The following is a 23,423-nucleotide window of genomic DNA, read 5'->3' as shown; positions in this document are numbered from 1 at the left end:
TCAAATCAAAGCCATGAAAAAACTACTCTTCCTTCCGCTCTTCTTCATCACAATGCTGGTGCAGGCCCAAGGCCACTTCCAGGCTGCCCTGGGCGAAGCGCTCACCGATTTCAAAGCCTCCCAAACCCCTGAGGAGGTGCAAGCCCTGGCCAACAAGATGAGCCGTATTGCAGAGGCCGAGCCCAAGGAATGGCTGCCCGCCTATTACGCGGCCTACGCCCACGTCACGCTGAGTTTCATGCTCAAAGAAGACCATCAGCGCGATGCCGTGCTGGACAAAGCGCAAACCTATCTGGACAAAAGCCTGAAACTGAAGCCACAGGAATCTGAGCTGTTTGCCTTACAGGGATTTCTGCACCAGGCCCGCATCTCAATAGCCCCCATGGACCGTGGGATGAAGTACTCTGGCCAGGCCCTGGCTGCGCTGGAGAAAGCCAAAACCTTGAATCCTGAGAACCCCCGCGCCTATTTCTTGCTGGGCCAGCAGTATTTTAACATGCCCCAGATGATTGGCGGCGGCAAAGAGGTAGCCAAGCCCTTCCTGACCACGGCCGTGGCAAAGTTCTCGGTGTACCATCCGGCCAACCCGCTGCTTCCCAGCTGGGGGCAGAGCCGGGCTCTGGCGCTTCTCAGTGAGTGCGAGTAAACCCAGGAACCCGCGCCTGCCTCTTTTGGGTGGGCACGGGTATTCTTAAAAATGATTAACTTCCAGCCATGTCCCATTTCGCTGTCCCACGTCTTCAACTCAAGTCCATTCTTAGGTGGATACTCATCTTTTCTGGGTTGGCCCTGGTGAATGTGCTTTTGCAGTGTGCCTCCTGCCTTACAGACAGGAGCTGGGTGGTCCACAACTTTGGGTACGCTTTTGTTTTGTGTTCCAGCTTGTGGCTGGGGAACGGCTATCTGGGCAACGCCCTTAATCAGGTGGTGTCATGGGTAGACCATCCGGTGCGGCGGTTTGGGGTCACCTCGCTGGCCACCACCTTGTACTCGGCGGTGGCCATTTTCCTGGTGAACTGGACGTACTTTATAGGAGTGCGGGGCCATGCGCCCGCCTTGCTCCTGACCCCGGGCCTGCGCAGTACCATGCTCACCCAGATGCTGGTGACTTTTTTCATTACGCTCTCCTTACACGCCGTTTCCTTTCTGCGCCACTGGCGGCAATCTGCCATTGACACAGAACGCCTGAAGAAAGAGCATGCGCTGTCTCAGTACGAGGCCCTCAAAAACCAGGTGAACCCGCATTTCCTGTTCAACAGCCTCAATGCCCTCACCAGTCTGGTGCATCCGCAGCCCGATCTGGCCGTGAAGTTCATCAAGCAGCTATCCGAGGTGTACAGGTACGTGCTGGACTCGCAGCACAAAGAGGTAGTGCCGCTGGAAGAAGAACTGCATTTTACCCGCCGCTACGTTTTTCTGCAGCAGATCAGGCACGCCGAGGGTCTGGACGTGCAGTTTCCAGCTTCTTTCCCGGCTGGTTTCCATCTGCCGCCGCTGGCCTTGCAGATGCTGCTGGAGAACGCCATCAAACACAATCGGTTGTGGGCCAAGGAACCGCTGCGCATCAGCATCTCCATTGCCCAGAGCTGGCTCATAGTGGAGAACAACCGTCAGCCCAAACCGCAGCATGAGCCTCCCAGCGGTTTGGGCTTGGCAAACATCCAGGCCCGGTACCAGATGCTGACCCACCGTAAACCAGAGATTGTCTCAACCGATGCTACTTTCACGGTGCGTCTGCCGCTCTTGTCTTTTCAGGAGCAGGAATCGCCGGAGACTACTTAGTTAGGTCTTGCCTCCAAGGAAAGGAAAATCTCCGTTTTGTGGTTATTTTGCAGAAATCAGGCTAAAAACAATCACGAACCAACCTTGCACATGCGCCGAGCGCTGATCATTGAAGACGAACCCCTTGCCGCCGACCGGTTGGCCAGACTACTGCAAACGCAAACAGAGCTGCCCGTGCAGGTGGTGGCCCAACTGGCCTCGGTGCAGGAGGCGGTAGCCTATTTCCGGGAGCAGCCCGCCCCTGATCTGGCCTTCTTTGACATTCAGCTAGCCGATGGCCTGAGCTTTGAGATATTTGACCAAGTAGAAGTCACCTGCCCCATCATCTTCACCACCGCATATGATGCGTACGCCCTCCGGGCATTCAAGGCCAACAGCATAGATTACCTGCTAAAGCCCATTGATGACGAGGAACTGGTACTGGCACTAAGGAAACTCCAACGCCTGACCGCGGCCTCACCTGCTGCAACCTCCACCCAAGAGACTACCCAACTGCAGCTCCTGCAGCGGGCTTTGCAACAACTGCAAAGCCCCTCGGCGGCCACCTACAAAAACCGGTTTGTTTTGAAAGTGGGCGAACACCTCAGGGCTATTCCGGTAGAGGAGATTGACTTCTTTTTCAGTTTTGAGAAGGCTACTTTCCTGCAGACCATGGATAACCGCCGCTTCGCCCTGGACTATACCGTGGAACAGCTGGAGCAATTGGTAGACCCGCAATGCTTCTTTAGGGTAAACCGTGGCTACCTGGTACAGCTCAAGGCTATCCAGGACATTGTCCATTACACCAACAGCCGCCTGAAAGTAGTCTTGCGCCACCATGCCCAGGAAGAGGTTCTGGTCAGCAGGGAGCGGGTAGCGGCTTTCAGGGCCTGGCTGGACCAGTAGCTGTTTCCAGCCTGTTTTGATAATCCTGCGCTGAAAACGGCACCACCCCTTCTGCTGCCCTACTGCTTTATATTCCTTATCCCGATTCTCTTCCTCCCGCCTCTGCAAAGCACAGTTGCTACCGTGCTGATTTTGCTATCTACAATCGGCCTGCATCTAAAACCTATAACACCTTAATACTGACTCTTTTCACTATTTACTAGGCGCTACAACTCATCAACATTAATATTATTGCTTGCATTTTACTAAGTTATTTTATAACTTAAATTTCATCACCGCTAGGTTTCATTCCAGAAACAGACAGCAAACCTATAACTAAGCTGCCATGCCTTTTTCTACTCCTTTACCCGAAGCTAACAGAAACGGCTTCTTCCTAAGTTTTGACAAAGATTTACTTCAGTTAGACGCTATCCACGGGTTTTTAAGCAAGGCCTATTGGTCTAAAGGCATTCCCAAACAGGTGGTGAAAAGAGCCATTGACCACTCCCTCTGCGTGGGCGTCTATTATGAGGGCAAACAAGCCGCATTCGCCCGTCTGGTCACTGACTATACCACGTTCGCCTATCTCTGCGATGTCTTTGTGCTGGAGGAATACCGGGGCAACGGGCTTTCCAAATGGATGCTGAAGGCGTTCAGGGCGCACCCTGAGTTGCAGGGCCTCCGCCGCTGGATGCTGGCCACCGAGGATGCGCATGAGCTCTACACCCAGTTCGGGTTTGAGCCGCTGCCCCACCCAGAGCGGTTTATGCAACTGCACACCCCCAACATTTACCAGAAGCAAACGCAGAGAGCCGAGGAGGTATAAGCTTTCGGGGTTAGGTGGATGATAACGACAGCGGGCGTTTTTGCTCTCTTTTCCGTAAAAGAGGGCAAAAACAGAAATCGCGTATGCATTATTCATCAGCTTATAATTTCAAAAAATCACTAGCAGCCAGGATTCTGCCCTTCTGGGTGCTGGCCGCTTTTTGTCTCCTGCAAGCCTGCAGCAGTACCAGCAAACTGCCGCCGGCGCAGTCTACGGCCGAGTTTTACCAGAAATACCGCAATGAAGCCGGCTTCAAAGGCACCACTGTGCCCGTAGGATTGGTCTCTAAATACCTGGCGAAGGAAATCACCGATACCACCGTACGGGCGGCTTTGGCTAACATCTCCTCGGTGCGCGTCCTGTCCTTTACGCCCACCAACAGAAAATCGCAGCGCTTGCTGCAGCAGGGCCTTACCCAGGAACTGGACCAGGTCCTGCAACGGGACAACTATGCCGCCATTCCTTTACTGGACGAGGCCCCGGGCGCTTTGCAGTTCAGGATGAGGCAGTCTAATGAGCAGGTGCAGGAAATAGTGGGCTATCGCAAGTACGGCAACTCCTTCCTGATGCTCCAGGTTAACGGCCGCTTCACCCGGCAGCAGGTAGAGCAGATGCTGCAGAAAATAGACCCAGATCTGTTGATTCCCCTGTTAGGCTGATTTCCTTAGACCTGTGATTTAAGCCTTATTTCAGGAAATCTGCCAGGAAACGGCGTGGCCATGGCATCTGCAAATTGACAGACCCGGCAACAAAAAAAAGAGCATCGGAATAAAGGAAACTTCTCCTGCTTTCCGATGCTCTTTTTTTTGGGTATCCTTTCTTTTAAACTTCCTTATCAGAAGTCAGGAGCGCGGGAGATGGGGTGATAGTCTCTTCGCGGAAATACACGGTAAAGGTGGTGCCTTTGCCCGGCTCACTTTCCACCTCAATGCGGCCGCCGTTGTTCTCAATGATCCGTTTCACAATGTACAACCCTATACCGGTGCCTTCTACGTGCGAGTGGAACCTACGGAACATGGTGAACAGCTTTTCCTGCTGGTCTTCCCTTATTCCCAGCCCGTTGTCTGCCACGCTCAGTACCACATACCCATCCTGCCGATAAGTATTGATGTTTACCGTGAGTTTGCGGGCCGGGTCGCGGTATTTGACAGCGTTAGACACCAGGTTGTAAAGGATGCTGCGCAGGTTTTTACGGGCGTACCGCAGGTGTTTCACCTGGAAAGTGGTTTGCAACTGGCCCCCAGACGCCTGGATCATGGGCGCGATGTCTTCCTCCACCCCAGCCAGCACTTCGGCAAAAGAAAGCTCCTCTGCCTGCGAGTCCAGGTCTTTCTGCACTTTGGTGATCTCGGTGAGGTCATGGATGGTGCCTTTCAGTTTAGAGATGGAAGAGGCTACCATGTGCAGCAGCAGATGCTCCTCACTTTCCTCCTTGCCTTCCACGGTTTCCAGCAAAGCCGAGGTGAGTCCCTCCAAATTAGCCAAAGGCGACCGCAGGTCATGCGAGGCCGTGTACACGAAGTTATCCAGGTCATTGTTGATCCTGATCAGCTCCTGGTTTTTGAGGTTCAGCTCATCGTTGATGGTGGAGAGTTGCTCGCGGCTTCTCACCTGCTCTGTCACCTCCACCGCAAACGTGAGCACCGATTCCACTTCTCCGCGGCTGTTTTTGATGGGCTCGTAGACAATGTTGAAATACCCCACGTTCTGCCGGCCTTCCGGCGTATCACTGAAGTAAACCGGCACTTCCTGGCCCACAAACGGCTCACCGGTCTCCGCGATGTGCTTGATAACGGCCCTGAATTGTTCATGCTGAGACTCCGGCAGAGAATCTGTGGCTACTTCCCCTACTTTGGCCTTGCCGTCATACAGGTTACTCAGGTAAGAATTGACCAGGGTGTATCTCAGGTCTTTGGTGCGCACCAGCCCCACAATGGCCGGCACCTGCATGAAGATTTGCTGCAGCATATCGGCGCTCTGCTTCAGTTTTTTCTCCATTTTGATGCGGTCGCTGATGTCAATAGCCGAGCCGATATAACCAAGGAACTCCCCGCCCTCAGTGCTGAACCTTGGAATGCCCATCGTCACCACCCCACGGTAGGCCTCATCGCGGCGGCGCAGGCGGTATTCCACCTTGAACTCATCTTTTGCCGCCAGCGCCTGCTGGTAAGTTTGGGACATGTATGGACTATCCTCTGGGTGGATGAATTGCAGCCATCCCTTGCCCAGGTTGTCTTCAAATTTTGAGCCGGTGAACTTGAGCCATTGCCGGTTCACGTAGGTGCAGTTGTGGTGCTCATCGGTGATCCAGATCATTACCGGGGCGCTGTCTGCCATGTTACGGAAACGGGCCTCGCTCTCCAATAGGGCCTGCTGGGCTTTTTTCTCCTCCGTGACGTCGCGCACTTCCAGGATATGCCCCACCACCTGGCCGCCCTGCTTCACATAACGGGTAGAGCAAACCACCGGAATAGGGTTGCCGTCATGGCAGATAAAGGAATCCTCAAAGGTGAAAGACTTCTGGGATACCAGCTCGGGCGCCAGGTTCCTGGCCTCATGGTCGCGGTGCACTATCTCATACAAGGGTCGGCGCTTGAGTTCTGCCAGGTCATACCCCAGCAACTTCTCGGCAGATGGGTTCTGAAAAGTGCAGTAACCCCGGTCATCCAGCATGAACAAACCGGCGGTGGTATTCTTGGTGATCAACTCGGTTAACTGGTTTGACTGCAGGTAACGCTGCAGCGACCAGATCACAAAGAAAATAAGCAAACTGATGATGCTGCCGCCCAACAGAATGAGGTCATGCTGGTCTATGCCCGAGGCCTCGGCAAAGGCTTTGTTCGCTTTGTAGCGCAGGGTCCAGATGCGGCCGGCAAACCGGATGGTGTCTGTGTCTGTCAGGAGGCTGTCATTACCGGCAGAAACGTCCAACTCAGTGGCGTTCCGGAAAAGGAGCGCCTCTTCTTTCATCTTTTTGCCGTCATAGATGGATAGGCTGATGTTCTCCAGGGCGTCGCCCAGGGTATTGGAGAAAAGGTCTCCGGCCCGGAAAGGCGCATAGACAAACCCCCGCAGCTTGTTTCTGCGCTCCATAAGGTCCACCGGGTCTTTGCCGCCATAGTAGACCGGCATGTAAATGAGCAGGCCAGGCTGCACATTTTTCCCGCTTTCCTGCACCAGGCGCACTTTCCCGGTCATGGCCGGCCGGTTAGAATCACGGGCGGCTTCCATGGCTTCGCGGCGGGTAGGGTCATTGAACATGTCAAATCCCAAAGCCCGATTGTTTGCCCTGTTCATGGGCTCAATGAAGATAATGGAAGAATACTCGGTACGGGGTCCTTCGGGGTAAATCTTAAAGTTAGGAAATCCCTCGGCGCGTACGCGGTTTTCAAGGGTTGGCGCCTGCTCTGGCGTGGCCATGGCCGCAAACCCAATGCCCTGCACCCCGGGGTAGTTCCTCAGGATCTCCAGCGAGCTCAGGTATCCCTGGAAATCGGCGCGGGTAACGGTGTCTGAGGCGGCAAACAAACCGTTCACGCCCTTCAGGATCTGCAGGTAATAGCCCATACGGCGCTCCAGGGTGGCTTTGATCTGCACCTTCTTGATCTCAAACTGCCGGGCATCCTCCGCCTCGTCATTAGATTTGGACACATAGTAGGCATACAAGGTGATTCCCAACACCAATACAAAGGACCCTATGGCCAGGTAATAATCTTTTAGACGGGAAAATATCATGTACAATCAGTTCGCATCACCTTCTCTTAATGTATAGAAGGTGTTTTTTGTTTGACAGGCAAAGACTTTTTTATGGTGTATTTAAGGGGCCTTTTCCAGAAAACAGACCGAAAATAAAGGAAAGCTAAGCCAGTTGTGCCTGCAGATACTCCTGCACCTCTGGTTTGTTGTAGTCTTCCTCTTTCTGGATATGTTCCATTAATACGCGCATAATCTCTTCCTGCCGCTGACCGTTGGCCAGTGCCTCGGCATACGGTAAATCCGGGGAAAAGGTAACCATGGAATACAAAGGCAGCCAGGAATCTGGGTATTGGGCCGTAATTTTAGCCTCTATTTTCTTCTGGAGCAAAAAACGCGGATCGGCGACTTTGTCCCGCATCTCAATAAAGTTATAGACAGCCAGATCGGCGATGGCATCTGTGTTGGGCTTGCGCACGTCCTGGAACGTCTGGAAAATGGTTTCCCAATCGTCTTGGTGCTGCTCCAGCAGGCCGCGCAGCACGGTGCAGTCTTCAAACCCGGCGTTCATGCCCTGCCCGTAAAACGGCACGATGGCGTGGGCGGCATCGCCTAGCAGCAGGATTTTGCCGCTGTGGCGCCAGGGCAGGCATTTGATGGTAACCAGCGACCCGATGGGGTTCTCGAAGAATTCCTGCGCCAGATCAGGCATTAGGGCAGTGGCATCGGGGAAAACTTCCTGGAAGAAGCTTGTCAGTTGTTCCGGGGTCTGCAGTGATTTAAAGGAGGGCTCGCCCTCGTAGGGGAAAAACATGGTGCAGGTAAAGGAACCGTCCACGTTAGGCAGCGCAATCATCATGTACTGCCCGCGGGGCCAGATGTGCAGGGCGTTTTTCTCCAGTTGCCAGCCCCCATCAGCCGCAGGCGGAATGGTGAGTTCTTTGTAGCCGTAGTCCAGGTAGCTTTGCTCGTAGTTGAACCGGTCTGTTTTCTGCAGAGACAACCGTACCATGGAATAGGCGCCGTCGGCGGCGAAAATCACGTCTGGCGAAATGTGGTGCTCCTTCCCCGAGACCGTGTCCAGCATGGTTACCTTATTGGTGGCCACTTCCACCTCCATCACCTGTTGCTGGAAGTGCAGCGAGATAGTGGGCTCCGCCTCGGCGAGGTCCAGCAGCGCCTGGTTCAGGCCGCCCCGGGAGACCGAGTAGATGGCCTGTCCCTCCTGCCCGTACGGCTGGAAAGAGAGATTCCCGTTCTTGTCATGCATCACGCGCTGGTACATGGGAATAGCCACCTTGCGGATATCCTCGGCAATGCCGATGGTTTCCAATGCCCGCCAGCCGCGGTCACTCAGCGCCAGGTTAATGGAGCGCCCTCCCCCAATGTCGGTGCGGCGCAGGTCTGGCCGCCGTTCATACACATCCACCCGGTATCCTTGTTTGGCAAGATACAAAGACAGCAGGCAGCCTACCAGGCCCCCGCCCATGACGCTGAGTTGGGTGGTTTTCTCCATCAATTTTGGTTACGTGTGGTCTCCTGCGCAGAAACTGGCCCTGAAAAGGTGCTTTCTACGGAAAGAAGAGGTAAACTTAGGTTAAATTTTGTAAACAAGCCTTGCCATGTCTGCCCCTTCGCCGCTCTTTGTGCTCCATTTTTCTTCGCCGGTGGGCACCATTCAGCTTACCTCTACGGAAAATCAGCTGTTTAGGGCTTGCTTTCTGGAAAACGGCCCTGAAAAGGACAGCCCGGTTATACCCACCTGCCTGAAGGAGGCCGCTACGCAACTGGAAGAATACTTCGCAGGCAAGCGTCACACCTTTGACCTGCCGCTGTACACCCAGGGCACTCCCTTTCAGCAACAGGTCTGGCAAGCGCTCCAACAAATCCCGATGGGCAAAACCGATCATTACCTGGGCCTGGCCAAACGCATGGGCAACGCCGGCGCCGTTCGGGCGGTGGGCGTAGCCAACGGCGCCAACCCCTGGATGATCCTGGTGCCCTGCCACCGCGTAATAGGCGCGCAAGGCCAACTCACCGGTTACGCCGGCGGTCTCTGGCGCAAACAATGGCTCCTGGACCACGAAGCCAAGATGACCGGCACGTATCAGACGGCGCTTTTCTAAATGAGAGATTGAATGATTGAGTGATTGATAGAATATTTTTTTCCTTGCATTCTCTCAATCATTCAATCTCTCATTCACTCATTAGAATGGATAAACCTGAACGTGAGGTTGATTCTGGGCTGTAGAGGCTTGGTGGTTTTGGGGAGCTGGTGGTGCCAGAAGTGTTGAGTGGGGCCAGCCATTAAAAGCAGACTACCACAGGGTAAGGTTATTTGGTGTTTCAGGTCTTTTTGTTGGCGGTGCCGGAAGGAGAAGGTGCGCTCCTGGCCCAGGCTGATGGAGGCGATGATGGGGTTCTTTCCAAGTTCGGGTTCGTCATCGGCGTGCCAGCCCATGCTGTCCTGCCCGTGGCGGTAAAGGTTCATCAACACGCTGTTGAAAGCGGCGCCCGTGGTTTTTTCCAGGTCTTTTCTTAAATCTGATAGTTCTGGCAGCCAGGGCAATGGCTCCCAGGTGAGGCCCGAATAGGTGTAGGCTTTGCCGGCATCGGCGTACCAGGCGGTGAGGCGAGGTTGGTCTACCTGGCGGCCAAACATCCTGATCTTCTCCTGCCGCCAGTCCGCCTTCTCCGTCAGCGCCTGTTGCAAGTCTGGCTGGTTTTCCGGAGAAATGAAATCTGGAAGAAGGTAAACCTCGGCATTGGGCAAGGGCAACCTACAGGCGGCAAATTGCTGCTGGAATTCTGGGGAAAGGTGCGGCATGCGGGAAAGATACGCCTAAATTATTCCTGGGGCTTATCAACGGACTCACCTTTGCGGTCATCTGACATCTCCAGGGCGGCTTTGTCGGGGTCAATAAAATCGCTAGGGGTCCGGACTTTGTCCAGGTAGCGCATGATGGGCGTGGCCAGTATGCCGTGCAGGAAGACCGAGAGCAGAATGGTGAAACCTGCCACCGCCCAGATTTCCTCAGGGTTCGCGAAATCGGCTTTGCCCAGCGCGAAGGCCAGGTAGAAAACCGACCCGATGCCCCTGATCCCGAAAAAGCTGATGGCCCACTTTTCCCTTGTTTTCACCGGAACGCCCCATAAACCGATGTACCCGGCCAGGGGCCGAATCACCAGCAGAAACCCGATGCTCACCAGCGCGCCCTGCCAGGTAAGCGCATCCAGCAGGCCCCGACTGATGCTGCCGCCCAGCAAAATCAGCACGATCACCACCAGGATCCGTTCAATTTGATCAGTGAAATCATGCATTTCCCGGTGGTAATTATTGTCTTCCTCGAAGTGCTTGAGGGTTAGCCCCGTTATAAACACCGCAATGAACCCGTAGCCGTGTACCATCTCGGTGAGGCCGTAGACCAGCAACGTAGTAGAGATGGCCACAAAACCGTCCTTGGTTTCAGGAAAGCGGCTTTTCTTAGGAAGTTTGAACAGTAGAAACGTCAAGAGTTTGCCCAGTAAGTAGCCCGTTCCCACGCCCACCACTATGCGATAAAGCAGGTCATAGGAAAGCCAGTCCACCAGCCAGGCTTCGGGCGCCAGCCCGTGCAAAGCCAACGTGATGGCCAGCCAGGTGAACGGGAAAGCCATGCCGTCGTTAAGACCAGCCTCGGCGGTGAGCGCGAACCGGGTAGCGTCTTCCACCTCATCGCTGGGCGGGCCCACCTGCACATCAGAGGCCAGCACGGGGTCGGTCGGCGCCAAAGCCGCAGCCAGCAGTACCGCCGAGGCCACCGGAAATCCCAGGAACTGCCAGGCCAGCCAGGCCAGGCTACCGATGCACAGAAGCATGGTCCAGCTCACCAGCCGCAGCGGCACCTGCCATTTGAACAAAGAGAACCGCCGGTTGATCTTGATGCCCGTGCCCATGAGCGTGATGATGACACACAGCTCAGAAAGACGCAGCGCAAAATCATTCTTGCGCAGAGGATCTGGCTCTGGCAGCCCGATGGGCAGTTTGTAGAGCAGGAAACCCACGCAGACAAACAGCATGGCGTAGGAAACAGGCACTTCCTTGAACCAGGTGGGCAACCAGGCCATGGCCAGCGCGGCAACGCCAACCACCACAAAAGAAATCAGGTAAATGTCCATGGGCCGCTTCGGTTTCTGGCAGGCTGGGTCCTGCTCTTCGTATAAATACTTACTTCATACGGAATCGAAGCGTATGTTTCTACCCTATTTTCTGAAAAAGCGCAAAAAAACGTGCGACCGCCAGCTCCGCCAAGTCCTTATATGTCAGAAACTATCCATAAAAGAAAAGTGCCTTTCGCCGGGCTTTTACGTTTAGAGGCCGTTTTGCGACAACTACCTATAAAACAAACAGCCTGAGGAAAGGCACGTGGAAGATGCGGGTTGGTTGGCTCTTTAATCCATTGTCATCTCTTCCCGCCGTTGAAAATCAACCCATCCCTCCCAGGAGGGAATACCGTAACTGTAACAATAAAGGCTAAGACTTTCCCAAACATTCTATTGGGAAAGCCCCTCCTTAGAACGGTAGGGTGGGTAAAGGACCGCTAATTGCAAAGAGCTCTATTTCCTGAAGTGCGCCGCCAGAAACTGCCCGAACCGGAACACGTCTTCAAAGGTGTTGTACAGCGGCGTAGGCGCTACCCGGATGACGTTGGGCTCGCGCCAGTCCAGGATAAAGCCGTTGGCCATCAAGGTCTCAAACAGCGCACGGCCGTTCTGGTGCACCAGCAATGACAACTGGCAACCCCTCGCCGATGGCTCTTTGGGAGTGATGACCTCCAGGGCTTCTTTGGGTTGCTGCAGTTCCTCTATCAGGAATTCAAGGTAAGCGGTGAGCTTCTCGCTTTTGGCGCGCAGGTTTTGCATGCCGGCCTGGTCAAACATCTCCAGGGAGGCTTTGTGCACGGCCATAGGTAGAATCTGGCTGTTGGAGAGTTGCCACCCCTCGGCGCCCGGCATGGGAATAAAGCCTTTCTTCATCTGGAATCTTACGCTCTGGTCATGGCCCCACCAACCGGCAAACCGCGGCAGGTCTGGGTTCTTGGCGTGGCGCTCGTGCACAAACACCCCTGAGGTTCCGCCCGGGCCCGAGTTCAGGTATTTATAGGTACACCACACGGCAAAGTCCACGTTCCAGCCATGCAGTTGCAGCGGCACGTTTCCGGCGGCGTGCGCCAGGTCAAAGCCGCAGATAGCACCCGCAGCATGGGCCTCGCGGGTGATGGCTGCCATGTCAAACACCTGCCCGGTGTAGTAGTTCACCCCGCCCATCATCACCAGCGCTATCTCGCTGCCTTTCTCCCGGATGACCGCCAGAATGTCCTCGGTGCGCAGGGTATGCTCGCCAGCTCTGGGCGCAACTTCAATAATGGCTTCATCTGGATTAAACCCGTGGAATTTCACCTGGCTCTCCAGCGCATACTGGTCTGAGGGGAAAGCCCCGGCCTCAGTGAGGATTTTGTAGCGCTGGCCTTGCGGCCGATAGAAGGACACCAGCATGAGGTGCAGGTTCACGGTGAGTTGGTTCATGACCACCACTTCCTGCGGAGAGGCGCCCACCAGCCGGGCGGTTGGCTCCGCTAAGGCCGCGTGGTAGGTAAACCAGGGTGTATCACCGGTAAAATGCCCTTCCACGCCCAGCTCGGCCCACTTGGTCATTTCTTCCTCCAGGGCGGCCCGGGCGGCTTTGGGCTGCAAACCCAAGGAGTTGCCGCAGAGATAGACGGTGTCTTCCCCATTGAACTTTGGAATATGGAACTGGTCTCTGTACGATCTGAGCGGGTCTGCCTGGTCAAGCGATTGGGCAAAAGCAAGGGTATTTTGAAAAGACATGAAATGCGAATACGTTGAAGAACAAATTTAAGAAGAAGCCGGTGCAAACCTCCCCATCGCGGATACTTTCTACACCAACAGAAAATCAGGGGGTTTGTTTGCTTTGGGCCAGCTTCTGCACCAGAAAACGCTCTTTCTCCAGACCCAGCCATTGCAGGGCCGCGCCACCCAGCAGCAGCTCTTTCACCTCCTGGGAATAAGACATGGACTCAATGAGTTTGCCTGGCTCCTGCTCGCCTAGCGGGAAAGGATAATCGCTGCCCAGAGCCACTTTCTCCGGCCCGAACTGCTTCACCACATAATCCAGAGTATTGGGGCAGTGCACCAGTGAGTCTATCCAGAACTTGCCCACGTAGTTTTCCGGAGCTACGGGGTTGTCCACCGCGCAGAGATCGGGGCGTACGTCAAAGCCATGTTGAATGCGGCCTAAAGTGAACGGGAAAGAACCTCCGCCGTGCGCAAAGGCCAGCCTGAGGTTAGGCAGCCGCTCCAGCACGCCCCCGAAGATGAGCGAACAGATGGCGCGGGAGGTCTCGGCGGGCATGCTCACGAGCCAGGGCAACCAGTACTTACGCATCTTCTTCTCGCCCATCATGTCCCAGGGATGCACGAAGATAGCGGCGCCCAGATCAGCGGCAGCTTCAAAAATGGGGAACAGCGAGGCATCGTCCAGGTTAATGTCGTTTACGTTGGAGCCTATCTGCACCCCGGCCAGCCCTAGTTCTTTCACGCAGCGCTCCAGTTCTTTGATGGCCAGATCGGTATCCTGCATGGGCAGGGTACCCAGACCCACAAACCGCGTCGGGTACCGGGCGACTACGCCGGCGATATGGTCGTTGAGGATTTTGGAGAGGTCCCAGGTGTGCTCAGGCTTGGCCCAGTAACTGAACATGACGGGCACGGTGCTCAAAACCTGCACATGCACGCCATGCTGGTCGCACTCGCGCATGCGGGCGGCAGGGTCCCAGCTGTTTTCCTGGATCTCGCGGAAGAACCGGTCATCCAGCATCATGCGGGCGCAGCAGGGTTTGTGGTGCTCCAGCCTGATGAAACCGCCATAGCCGTACCGCTCCCGCAGATCGGGCCAACGCTCCGGCAGAATATGGGTGTGGATGTCTATTTTAAGCGGCTGGTAGGACATGGCTGGCAGAACAAACAAAAAGGAACTGTTGCTCAACTTACGAAATCTCTTTCACATAGTCTCGGCTCCCGTTACGCAGGCTTTGTTTTCACCCTGTTTTTGGCAAAACAAGCCCCAAACGCATCGCAAATTATTTCCGGCAAATGCAACATTCACTGGCACAAGTGCGGCAGGTTAGATAAACTTACGGCATCCTTTCACTTAACTATATACGCACATGGCACGTCAATTATTCTCCTCAGGGGCGCCCTGGGAAAGCAGCGTGGGTTACTCACGGGCCGTACGGGGGGCCCCTTGATTGAAGTCGCCGGCACCACCGCCGTAGAGAACGGGCAGGTCATTTGTCCTGATGATATGTACGCCCAAACGGTTTGCATTCTGCAGAAGATTAAACGGGTCTTGCAGGAAGCCGGTGCCTCGCTCCAGGATGTGGTACGCACGCGCATGTTTGTGACCGATATCAGCCGTTGGGAAGAGGTGGGCCGCGCGCACGGCGAGTTTTTCAAGGACATCCGACCGGTCACCAGCATGGTGGAAGTCAAAGCCCTTATTGACCCGGCGCTGCTGGTGGAAATCGAAGCAACTGCCTACGTGGGTTAAGGCATTTTCCAGCCATTTTCAAAAAATCAACCCTGAAACAGGTTTGTTTTTTCGCTCAGGTTTACGGTTTACTATAGGCAGTTTTTCCATCCTTTACCTATGGCTTGGCCTAGGTATTTAGCGAACCATCCATCGCCAAGAGACTGCTAAGCTTGTTGCCAAAATTCATTTTTGGACTAGCTTCTTTTGCAATAAATTCAAAAGATAGCTAGTTTAGAGGACAAGAGTACATTCCCCCACCTCTTTACACGCCCTGTCTATGCAAACAGTCCTTGTTTTAGGAAGCACCGGAAGCCTAGGTTCCAGTATCCTGGAAGTGCTGAAACAGCAGCCATACAAGGTCCGCGCCACCGCCCGCACGCCCCTGAAGGCCGAGCAACTGCAACCCTCGGTAGACGAAGTGATCATCTGCGACCCCACTGATCCTGAAACCCTTTCGCCAGCGATGGTGCAGGGCGTGGATTTCATTATCTCGGCGCTGGGCAAGAGCCTAAGCCTCTCAGACAGCAGCCGCACCTCCTTCCACGAGGTGGATTTCCAAGGCAACCTGAATGTGCTGCAGCTGGCGCAGGCCCACGGACGATTGCAGAAATTCATCTACGTGGGTGCCTTCAGCGGCGAGAAGCACCCGCACGTAGCCTACTTCAGGGCGCACGAAGACTTCACCCAAGCGCTGCAGCAAAGCGGCATTGCCTCTACCATCATTAAACCGCCGGCGCTCTTCTCGGCTTTCCTGGATCTGCTGCCCATGGCCCGCAAGGGACGCCTGGCCTCCATTGGCGACGGCGAGCGCATCACCAACCCCATCCATGAGCAGGAAGTGGCCGAGGCCTGTGTGCAGGCGCTCACCTCGCCGGAGAAAGTGATAGAACTGGGAGGTCCTGTTACCTATTCGCGTCTGGAGCTGGTGCAACTGGTGGGCAAGGCCGTGGGGAAGGGAAACAAGGCCATTCCTAAGGTGCCGTACTGGGTGGTGAACTCGTTTCTGCCCATGGTGCGGCTGGTGAACCGATCGCTCTACGAGAAGGCGGCCTTCTTTGTGGAAGTCACTAAAAGAGACTGCGTGGCCCCTATCAAAGGCAAGCTGAAGCTGGAAGATTATTTAGCCGAACATGTGTAGCAACCCGCTTGGGCTATCCGCCGTTTTTCCCGATATTTGTCTGTACTTTGTTTTAGACTAACCGCATGGGAAGAGCATTTGAGTTCCGGAAAGCCCGGAAGATGAAACGCTGGGACATGATGTCCAAGCAGTTCACCCGCATAGGGAAAGAGATTGTGATGGCCGTGAAATCCGGCGGACCCGACCCAGACACCAACGCTCGTCTGCGGGTGTGCATCCAGAACGCCAAAGGGGTGAACATGCCCAAAGACCGCGTGGAAGCCGCCATTAAACGGGCCCAAGGCAAAGAAGAAAGCGATTACTCAGAAGTGGTATATGAGGGCTACGGTCCGCACGGCGTGGCCGTTCTGGTAGAAACCGCCACCGACAACGTGAACCGCACCGTGGCCAACGTGCGCATGCACTTCAACCGCACCGGCGGTGAGCTGGGCCGCACCGGCCAATTCGATTTCATCTTCGAACGCAAAGGCGTGTTCCATTTGAACGCTGAAGGCCTGGACATGGAAGAACTGGAATTGGATCTGATTGACTTTGGCCTGGAGAGCATTGACAAAGACGAAGAGGAAAACGAGATCATCATCCAAACCTCTTTCGGAGACTTCGGGGCCATGCAGAAAGCCCTGGAAGAGCGTGGCATCCACGTGAAAACTTCAGAGTTGCAGCGCTACCCTACCGTCCTCAAAGAACTTTCCCCCGAACAGCAGGAAGACATGGAAAAACTCATAGACCGCCTGGAAGAGGACGATGACGTACAAGCCGTGTACCACAACATGAAAGAAGAATAGCCTGTTCTTAGGCTGATTTCTGAAAATCGGCGCTGAAACAGCAGTTATAACAAAGGCCCGCTTTCTCTGGAGAAAGCGGGCCTTTGTGTTGTCAGGTAGTTCATTTAGCAATATCCTAGTAGAGCCATGTAATGATATTATTGTTTTTGCTTTAATTCTAGGGTCTTAGCAGCCATTGAATCAATGACTACACTTATGTTCCTTAATCCAGGAAGAGGAATTTTTATCGGTTGATTTTCTTTCGACTCTATTAGAATCCTGTATTCTTCTTGAAACTTAAAAGCCAGATCTTTATGATGTAAAGTCAAATCTCCATTATAAGTTTTGGGATCATAATATATTACTGGCCTCCTTTTATATTCATAGCCACACTTTACTATTGATTCATCAAGAATCTTAAAAAAGGCTAAGCAATCAACAATGAGCAACATTTTATTACCCATCTCTAAAGCTTTGTCACTTACATTTGATAAAACACCATTAAGATCAATGTCAATTGTAAAAAGTGAACAACAACTGACCGTAGAATCATCAGGGTGTTCCATATATTGGCCGCTGAAATTAGACAAAGCCTCACTAAGTTCTATTGCTACATCTCCTTTTTTAATTAGAAGATTTTTTAATTGTAAGTTCTTAGTATTTAATTCTCTTGGATCTAATCTTCCAGTTATATCCTTGGAATCACTTCTGAAATATTTTAAACTGTTAAAATATAGATATTCATTCTCGTACATATCATTTATGTACTTTTCGTCCTGAATTTTTCCAAGAAGCATCATAAGGTATAAATTAAGACTAAGGCCTCTACAGTTCGCTCACAAGATCCTTTCAGGATGACAAAAGGGGTTGAAGTCTCTATTACTTTATTGACCACTTACTGCACCGGAGCCGGTTTGGCCAACACCTCGCCGCAGTTTGAGCAGGTCCGTTTCTCCTCAGATTCCCAGAAGGCGTTCATCACCACGGGCAACTGCCCCACGATGTCCGATACCGGGATAAACTCCTCGTAAAGTTTGGTGTTGCAGTTCTCGCAGTACCACTGGAAACCGTCCATCTCGCTTTCATTGCGGTAGCGTTCCATTACCAGGCCTACGGTGTTGGGGCCTCGGCGCGGAGAATGCGGCACGTTGGGCGGGAGCAGAAAGATATCGCCCTCGTTGATGTGGATGTCTTTGAACTCGCCGTTGTCAATGACTTTGAGCACGATGTCGCCTTCCAGCTGGAAGAAGAACTCCTCGCCGTTGTTGATGTGGTAATCTTTCCGCGAGTTGGGTCCGCCCACCACCATCACAATAAAGTCTTTGTTGTCTTTGTACACCTGTTGGTTACCCACCGGCGGCTTAAGCAGGTGGCGGTGTTCCTCTATCCATTTCTTGAAGTTGAAGGCAGGTTGTAAGGCCATGGCAGTAGCGTTTGGGTAAATAATGCGTCTTAGGTTCATGCCCCAGACTGCTCCAAGGTACGAAACCTGCCGCATAAAAGATAGACGCCTCTTTGAAGCCGTTTTCTAAAAAGCAGCCTTAAAACACCCGTTCCGCTGCTCCATAATAATCTGTACATTTACTTCTATGGATTTAAATTTACAGCACAAGCACGCCGTGGTTTGCGGCAGTACGCAGGGCATCGGAAAAGCGGTGGCGTTGGAGTTGGCGCTCATGGGTGCCACGGTCACGCTGGTGGCCCGAAACGAAGAACGCCTGCAGGAAACCCTCAAAGAACTTTCCACCGAGGCCGGTCAGCAGCACCAGTACGTAGTCGCAGATTTCAGCCGTCCGCGGGAAGTACAGGAGCGTTTAGAGGCTCATTTAGCAAAAATCGGCCAAACGCATATCTTGGTCAACAACACCGGGGGCCCGGCGGGCGGGCCGGCTCTAGATGCGTCGCTGGAAGAATTTGAGAATGCCTTTGCGGCGCACCTGCTGTCTAACCACGTACTGGTACAAGCGGTAACTCCGTACATGAAAGAGGCTGGGTATGGTAGAATCATCAACATTATCTCCACCTCGGTGAAGCAGCCTATTAAAGGCTTGGGCGTTTCCAACACAATACGAGGAGCCGTGGCCAATTGGGCGAAGACGCTTTCCTTTGAGCTCGCGTCCTTCGGCATTACCGTAAACAACGTGCTTCCAGGGGCCACGCTCACTGCCCGCCATCACTCGCTCATTGAAACCCGTATGCAGAAAACCGGCCTCCGAAGAGAAGAGATCGAGAAGGAAATGCTGGCGGGCATTCCGGCTAACCGGTTCGCGGAGCCTGCCGAGGTAGCCGCCGCCGCCGCGTTTCTGGCCTCGCCTGCCGCAGGTTACATCAACGGCATCAACGTGCCCGTAGACGGAGGACGATTAGGCAACCTGTAACCAAAACAAACGAAGACTTCTCCCCCCATGTCCGCGAAACAAAAGAGACTCAACTTCTACTTAAGCCTGTACCAGGCCGTTGGGTTTTCGCTTACCTCCATCATTTTGACCATCCTTCTAATAAAAGAGGGAGGAATGGCGGTATTGCTTATCTTCTTCATGGCGTTACTGTTTCTGCCGTTTCTGTTGCTCTCCATGTCAGAGCTGCTTAAGCCCTTGCTCGGGAACCAGAACCTCAAGCTGTGCATCTACCTGGCGCTGGGTTTCCTGGTGATCCCCGCTTTGGCGTTGCCCTTCTTCTTTGAGTTGGGCGGGTTCCTGATCTCAGTGTTCTGCTTGTGCTTCGCCGGAGCGGTTTGGCTTCTGAAAGACTGGCACCAGAAATTACTGGCCATAAACGTCTTGGGAGGCTTGGTCCTTTCGGCTATTCTGGTGTATCTCATTTGGAGTGTAACCAACTATATGACCTAACCTCGGCCTCCAGAGACCTACCTTTCACCACTGCGCTTTAAAAACAAACCACCTGCCTCCCATGCTGCACCTCCAAAACTACATCAACGGAAAATTAGAGGCTCCAATTTCAGGTGCGTATCTGCCTAACATCAACCCGGCCACGGGAGAGGTGTATTCCCAGATTCCGGATTCTGATGACCACGATGTGCAAGCAGCGGTAGAGGCGGCGCAGGCGGCATTCCCGGCCTGGTCTTCGCTTCCTGCCGAGAAACGGGGCCGTTTTCTCATAAAGCTCTCCGAACTGATAGACCGGAACCTGGAGCGCCTGGCCGAGGCCGAAACCACCGACAACGGCAAACCGCTCTCCCTATCCAGAACCGTGGACATTCCCAGGGCCAGCAGCAATATGTACTTCTTCGGGACGGGCGTACAGCATTTTGCGTCAGAGGCTCATACCATGGAAGGCGTAGCCGTGAACTACACCGTGCGCAAACCGCTGGGTGTGGTGGCCTGTATTTCCCCGTGGAACCTTCCGCTTTACCTGTTCACCTGGAAGATCGCGCCGGCCCTGGCCGCCGGAAACTGCGTGGTAGCTAAACCCTCGGAGATCACACCTTACACCGCTTTCCTGCTGGCAGAACTTTGCATAGAAGCCGGATTACCAGCGGGCGTGCTGAACATCGTGCACGGCACCGGACCAAAGGTAGGCGCAGCCATGTGCGAACACCCCGAGGTCAAGGCCATTTCCTTTACCGGCGGCACCCAAACCGGCAAAACCATCGCCCGCACGGCGGCTCCGATGTTCAAGAAACTGTCGCTGGAACTGGGTGGCAAGAACGCTACCGTCATCTTCGCGGATTGCGACTTTGAGCGCACCGTGAATACCGCCGTGCTGGCCGCCTTCTCCAACCAGGGACAGATCTGCCTCTGCGGCTCCCGCATACTGGTGGAGCGCCCGCTGTATGACCGTTTCAAGGCCGCTTTTCTGGAAAGAACCCAAAACCTTACCGTGGGTGACCCCATGGAAGAAGGCTCCAGAATGGGGGCCCTAGTTTCGGAGTCGCATTTGCAGAAAGTGCAGCAATACATTGCCCTAGCTAAAGAAGAAGGCGGCACCCTGCTACTCGGCGGAGAACGGGTGCATCCGGAGGGTCGCTGCGCGAACGGCTATTTCCTGCAGCCCACCGTCTTTGAGAACCTTCCCCACACCTGCCGCACCAACACCGAGGAAATCTTCGGGCCGGTGGTCACCCTCCTGCCTTTCGACACCGAGGAAGAGGCCCTCACCTACGCCAACTACACGCAATACGGCCTGGCCTCCTCCGTCTGGACGCAGGACCTCACCCGCGCTCACAGGGTGGCGCATCACCTGCAATCCGGCATTGTGTGGGTGAACACGTGGCTGCTTCGGGATCTGCGTACCCCGTTTGGCGGCATGAAGCAAAGCGGCGTGGGCCGGGAAGGCGGCTGGGAAGCGCTGCGGTTCTTCACCGAGGCGCAGAACGTGTGCATCAAAATTTAATGAGAGATTGAATGATTGAGAGAGTGAATGAATAATTAGTGATGGAGTGAATACAAAAGTGGAAGGATTTAATCTTCTAATTCTCTCATTCAGTCAATCTCTCAATCGCTCATTCCCAATAAATGCCTACTTTTAAGGCTACGAACTTTCTAACAAACCCCATGAGACATAGAATGAACCGCTGGTTTGTGGCGGCTTCCTGCCTGGTGCTGACCATGAGCGCGCAGGCCCAACAAAAACGTGATTTTGATTTAGACGACATTTTCAGAAAAGGCACCTTCCAGGCCAAATCGGTGTACGGCGTGAACTGGATGCGCAACGGCCAGTTCTACTCCAGCCAAGTAGCCGATCAGAAAAACCAAGCCGTGGATGTGGTGCAGGTAGACGTGACCACGGGTCAGCCGGTGAGTACCATCATTGAAGGTGAGGACATCAAGGTGAACGGCAAGACGCTGGAGTACGATGACTACAGCTTCAGCACGGATGAAACCAAGATCCTGTTCGAGACCGAGCACGAGCCGATTTATCGCCGCAGCAGCAAAGGGCATTTCTACGTGTATGACCGCTCCAGCAAGAAACTGCAGAAGCTGAGCCAGGGCGGCAAACAGTCTTACGCCACCTTCTCGCCAGACAACAAGTACGTGGCCTTCGTACGCGACAACAACCTGTTCTACGTGGACTTGGCTTCCATGCAGGAGCGCCAGATCACCAATGACGGCAAATGGAACTTCATCATCAACGGCGGCACCGATTGGGTGTACGAAGAGGAATTCGGGTTTGCACAGGCATTCTTCTGGTCGCCGCAGGGAAACCAGATCGCGTTCTACAAATTCGATGAGAGCCAGGTGCCCGAATACAACATGCAGATGTGGGGCCCGCTGTATCCGCAGGACTACAAATTCAAGTACCCGAAGGCTGGTGAGAAAAACGCCACCGTGGCCATCTATACCTTCGACCTGGGCTCCGGAAAAACGGTCAAAATGGAAACTGGCAACGAGGCCGACCAATACATCCCACGCATCAACTGGACCAACACGCCTAATCTGTTGTCTATCCGGAGAATGAACCGCCTGCAGAACACCCTGGAGATCCTGCACACCAACACGCAGACCGGCCAGAGCAAAGTGGTTCTGAAGGAAACCGACAAAGCCTACATTGACATCACCGATGACCTGACGTATTTGGCCAACGGCAAGCAGTTTGTGCACAGCTCGGAGAAAGACGGGTTCAACCACCTGTACCTGTATGACATGAACGGCAAACAAGTGCGCCAAATCACCAAAGGCAAGTGGGAAGTGAGCAGCTTCTACGGTGTGGACGAGAAGAACAACGTGGTGTATTTCACTTCCACCGAGGCATCGCCACTGGAGCGTCATTTGTACAGCATCTCGCTGAACGGCAAGAACAAGAAGAGCCTCACACCGGCCAAAGGCACGCACACCATCAACCTGAGCCGCGATTTCAAATATTACCTGGACTACTACTCCACCATCACTACGCCGCAAGTGGTAAGCCTGCACACCTCAGACGGAAAGCAGATCAAGGTGCTGGAGAGCAACGAGGCCCTGAAGAACACCTTGGCTACTTACAACATGCCCAAGCCGGAGTTCTTCCAGTTCAAGACCTCGGAGAACGTGACCCTGAACGGCTACACCATCAAACCCGCTGATTTTGACCCGAACAAAAAGTACCCGGTGCTCATGTTCCAGTACAGCGGTCCGGGCAGCCAGGAAGTGGTGGACAGCTGGAGAGGCCGCAATTACCTGTGGCATAGCTACCTCACCAAACAAGGCTACATCATCGCGGTGATTGATAACCGGGGTACCGGCGGACGCGGCGCGGAGTTCAAGAAAATGACCTACGGCAACCTGGGCCACTATGAAGTGATTGACCAGATTGAAGGCGCGAAGCATTTGGGCAGCCTACCGTATGTGGACAAGAGCCGAATCGGCATCTGGGGCTGGAGCTTCGGAGGCTATATGAGCTCGCTGGCCATCACCAAAGGCGCCGATGTGTTCAAAGCGGCCATCGCGGTGGCGCCGGTGATTAACTGGCGTTTCTATGACTCCATTTACACCGAGCGTTTCCTGAAACTGCCGCAGGACAACGCCCAAGGCTACGACGACAACTCCCCCATCACCCATGCCAACAAGCTGCGCGGCAAGTACCTGCTCATCCACGGCACCGGCGATGACAACGTGCATTTCCAGAACTCCATTGAAATGGTAAATGCCCTGGTGAAAGCCAACATCCCGTTTGAGAGCGCCTACTACCCTAACCGGAACCACGGCATCAGCGGCGGCAATACCAGCATCCACCTGTTCACCAAAATGACTGAGTTCGTGCTACGAAATTTATAGTCTGAACTTACTTTAGAATAGAAAACGCCAGCCTTTTAGAGGGCTGGCGTTT

At 54.0% G+C, this 23,423-nt stretch carries 21 protein-coding genes; 13 read left to right on the top strand and 8 right to left on the bottom strand.

Features of this window, described 5'->3' with window-relative positions:
- The first annotated feature begins 13 nt into the window (after positions 1-13).
- From J3P34_RS18560 to J3P34_RS18540, 5 genes are all read left to right on the top strand, one after another.
- The gene (locus J3P34_RS18560; protein ID WP_210490082.1) at positions 14-646 is read left to right on the top strand and encodes a tetratricopeptide repeat protein; all 633 of its coding nucleotides are present in this window, start codon (positions 14-16) and stop codon (positions 644-646) included.
- 68 nt (positions 647-714) lie between these two features.
- Positions 715-1,782 (top strand): sensor histidine kinase, encoded by a 1,068-nt coding sequence (locus J3P34_RS18555; protein ID WP_210490081.1) that lies wholly within the window; start codon positions 715-717, stop codon positions 1,780-1,782.
- 90 nt (positions 1,783-1,872) lie between these two features.
- Entirely contained in the window at positions 1,873-2,667 is a 795-nt protein-coding gene (locus J3P34_RS18550; protein WP_210490080.1) for a LytR/AlgR family response regulator transcription factor, read from the top strand.
- A 325-nt stretch (positions 2,668-2,992) separates the two neighbouring features.
- On the top strand, positions 2,993-3,472 hold the full coding sequence (locus tag J3P34_RS18545; protein ID WP_210490079.1) for a GNAT family N-acetyltransferase: 480 nt from the start codon (positions 2,993-2,995) through the stop codon (positions 3,470-3,472).
- An 83-nt stretch (positions 3,473-3,555) separates the two neighbouring features.
- On the top strand, positions 3,556-4,131 hold the full coding sequence (locus J3P34_RS18540; protein WP_210490078.1) for a DUF4252 domain-containing protein: 576 nt from the start codon (positions 3,556-3,558) through the stop codon (positions 4,129-4,131).
- 163 nt (positions 4,132-4,294) lie between these two features.
- Here J3P34_RS18540 and J3P34_RS18535 read toward each other — a convergent pair whose 3' ends face one another.
- Together J3P34_RS18535 and J3P34_RS18530 are read right to left on the bottom strand one after the other, a co-directional pair.
- Positions 4,295-7,207 (bottom strand): CHASE domain-containing protein, encoded by a 2,913-nt coding sequence (locus tag J3P34_RS18535; protein ID WP_210490077.1) that lies wholly within the window; start codon positions 7,205-7,207, stop codon positions 4,295-4,297.
- Positions 7,208-7,331: 124 nt separating this feature from the next.
- Positions 7,332-8,681, bottom strand: a complete 1,350-nt coding sequence (locus tag J3P34_RS18530) for an FAD-dependent oxidoreductase (protein ID WP_210490075.1) — start codon at positions 8,679-8,681, stop codon at positions 7,332-7,334.
- Between the two features lie 106 nt (positions 8,682-8,787).
- Between J3P34_RS18530 and J3P34_RS18525 the strand changes: the two genes are divergently transcribed.
- Positions 8,788-9,291 carry a methylated-DNA--[protein]-cysteine S-methyltransferase gene (locus J3P34_RS18525; RefSeq protein WP_210490074.1) on the top strand — a complete coding sequence of 168 codons (504 nt, stop codon included), beginning with the start codon at positions 8,788-8,790 and terminating at the stop codon, positions 9,289-9,291.
- 74 nt (positions 9,292-9,365) lie between these two features.
- On the opposite strand, the gene J3P34_RS18520 is transcribed toward J3P34_RS18525, so the two are convergent.
- The 4 genes from J3P34_RS18520 to J3P34_RS18505 form a co-directional block, all read right to left on the bottom strand.
- A complete protein-coding gene (locus tag J3P34_RS18520) occupies positions 9,366-9,992 on the bottom strand; it encodes an alpha-ketoglutarate-dependent dioxygenase AlkB family protein (RefSeq protein ID WP_210490073.1) in 627 nt (208 codons plus the stop codon).
- 20 nt (positions 9,993-10,012) lie between these two features.
- Positions 10,013-11,323 carry a cation:proton antiporter gene (locus J3P34_RS18515; RefSeq protein ID WP_210490072.1) on the bottom strand — a complete coding sequence of 437 codons (1,311 nt, stop codon included), beginning with the start codon at positions 11,321-11,323 and terminating at the stop codon, positions 10,013-10,015.
- 438 nt (positions 11,324-11,761) lie between these two features.
- The gene (gene kynU / locus J3P34_RS18510) at positions 11,762-13,033 is read right to left on the bottom strand and encodes a kynureninase (protein ID WP_210490071.1); all 1,272 of its coding nucleotides are present in this window, start codon (positions 13,031-13,033) and stop codon (positions 11,762-11,764) included.
- Positions 13,034-13,118: 85 nt separating this feature from the next.
- Positions 13,119-14,174 carry an amidohydrolase family protein gene (locus tag J3P34_RS18505; protein WP_210490070.1) on the bottom strand — a complete coding sequence of 352 codons (1,056 nt, stop codon included), beginning with the start codon at positions 14,172-14,174 and terminating at the stop codon, positions 13,119-13,121.
- Between the two features lie 294 nt (positions 14,175-14,468).
- Here J3P34_RS18505 and J3P34_RS18500 point away from each other — a divergent pair, with 294 nt between their 5' ends.
- From J3P34_RS18500 to J3P34_RS18490, 3 genes are all read left to right on the top strand, one after another.
- A complete protein-coding gene (locus J3P34_RS18500) occupies positions 14,469-14,774 on the top strand; it encodes a RidA family protein (RefSeq protein WP_345890381.1) in 306 nt (101 codons plus the stop codon).
- Positions 14,775-15,033: 259 nt separating this feature from the next.
- On the top strand, positions 15,034-15,894 hold the full coding sequence (locus tag J3P34_RS18495; protein ID WP_210490069.1) for an SDR family oxidoreductase: 861 nt from the start codon (positions 15,034-15,036) through the stop codon (positions 15,892-15,894).
- Between the two features lie 65 nt (positions 15,895-15,959).
- Positions 15,960-16,679: a YebC/PmpR family DNA-binding transcriptional regulator gene (locus J3P34_RS18490; protein ID WP_210463005.1), complete on the top strand. Its 720-nt coding sequence runs from the start codon at positions 15,960-15,962 to the stop codon at positions 16,677-16,679.
- Positions 16,680-16,816: 137 nt separating this feature from the next.
- Here the strand turns inward: J3P34_RS18490 and J3P34_RS18485 are convergent, their stop codons facing one another.
- Both J3P34_RS18485 and J3P34_RS18480 read right to left on the bottom strand, forming a co-directional pair.
- Positions 16,817-17,458: a hypothetical protein gene (locus tag J3P34_RS18485; protein ID WP_210490068.1), complete on the bottom strand. Its 642-nt coding sequence runs from the start codon at positions 17,456-17,458 to the stop codon at positions 16,817-16,819.
- Between the two features lie 95 nt (positions 17,459-17,553).
- On the bottom strand, positions 17,554-18,081 hold the full coding sequence (locus J3P34_RS18480; RefSeq protein WP_210490067.1) for a 3-hydroxyanthranilate 3,4-dioxygenase: 528 nt from the start codon (positions 18,079-18,081) through the stop codon (positions 17,554-17,556).
- Between the two features lie 166 nt (positions 18,082-18,247).
- Between J3P34_RS18480 and J3P34_RS18475 the strand changes: the two genes are divergently transcribed.
- The 4 genes from J3P34_RS18475 (at position 18,248) to J3P34_RS18460 (ending at position 23,371) form a co-directional block, all read left to right on the top strand.
- Positions 18,248-19,036 carry an SDR family oxidoreductase gene (locus J3P34_RS18475; RefSeq protein WP_210490066.1) on the top strand — a complete coding sequence of 263 codons (789 nt, stop codon included), beginning with the start codon at positions 18,248-18,250 and terminating at the stop codon, positions 19,034-19,036.
- A 27-nt stretch (positions 19,037-19,063) separates the two neighbouring features.
- Positions 19,064-19,507, top strand: a complete 444-nt coding sequence (locus tag J3P34_RS18470; protein WP_210490065.1) for a hypothetical protein — start codon at positions 19,064-19,066, stop codon at positions 19,505-19,507.
- Between the two features lie 61 nt (positions 19,508-19,568).
- Positions 19,569-21,011: an aldehyde dehydrogenase gene (locus tag J3P34_RS18465; RefSeq protein ID WP_210490064.1), complete on the top strand. Its 1,443-nt coding sequence runs from the start codon at positions 19,569-19,571 to the stop codon at positions 21,009-21,011.
- Positions 21,012-21,172: 161 nt separating this feature from the next.
- Positions 21,173-23,371, top strand: a complete 2,199-nt coding sequence (locus J3P34_RS18460) for a S9 family peptidase (RefSeq protein ID WP_246853778.1) — start codon at positions 21,173-21,175, stop codon at positions 23,369-23,371.
- Positions 23,372-23,423: the final 52 nt, after the last annotated feature.

This window comes from Rufibacter aurantiacus (genome assembly GCF_017916345.1).
Classification (GTDB): Bacteria; Bacteroidota; Bacteroidia; order Cytophagales; family Hymenobacteraceae; genus Nibribacter; species Nibribacter roseolus.
This window is presented reverse-complemented; position numbering and strand designations above follow the sequence as displayed.